Origin of the sequence: Pseudomonas fuscovaginae SE-1 (assembly GCF_000364705.1) — a bacterium.
Classification (GTDB): Bacteria; Pseudomonadota; Gammaproteobacteria; order Pseudomonadales; family Pseudomonadaceae; genus Aquipseudomonas; species Aquipseudomonas fuscovaginae_A.
On the sequence record NZ_AQOH01000247.1, the window covers coordinates 1 to 488 of the forward strand.

The 488-nt window shown below is 67.8% G+C and carries 1 protein-coding gene; it reads right to left on the bottom strand.

Going from position 1 to position 488, the window contains the following annotated elements; all coding sequences use genetic code 11:
- A partial coding sequence (locus K675_RS31165; protein WP_037006966.1) for an aldehyde dehydrogenase family protein occupies positions 1–488 on the bottom strand: 488 nt, incomplete at both ends.

The window sequence follows — 488 nt, forward strand, 5'->3', positions numbered from 1 at the left end:
CGTCGGCGAACACGATGTTCGGGCTCTTGCCACCGGCCTCCAGCCACACGCGCTTCATGTTCGACTCGCCGGCATACACCAGCAGTTGCTTGGCGATGCGCGTGGAGCCGGTGAACACCAGGGTGTCGACGTCCATGTGCAGCGCCAGGGCCTGCCCGACGGTGTGGCCATAGCCCGGCAGCACGTTGAAGACGCCGGCGGGAATACCCGCTTCCAGCGCGAGCTGGGCGATACGGATCGCCGTCAGCGGCGACTTCTCGGAGGGCTTGAGGATCACCGAGTTGCCGGTCGCCAGCGCGGGGCCGAGCTTCCAGCAGGCCATCATCAGCGGGAAGTTCCACGGCACGATGGCCGCGACCACGCCGACCGGCTCGCGGGTGACCAGGCCGAGCTGATCAGGGGGCGTCGGCGCCACTTCGTCGTAAAGCTTGTCGATGGCCTCGGCGCTCCAGCGGATGGCATTGGCAGCCGCCGGTACGTCGATGCCA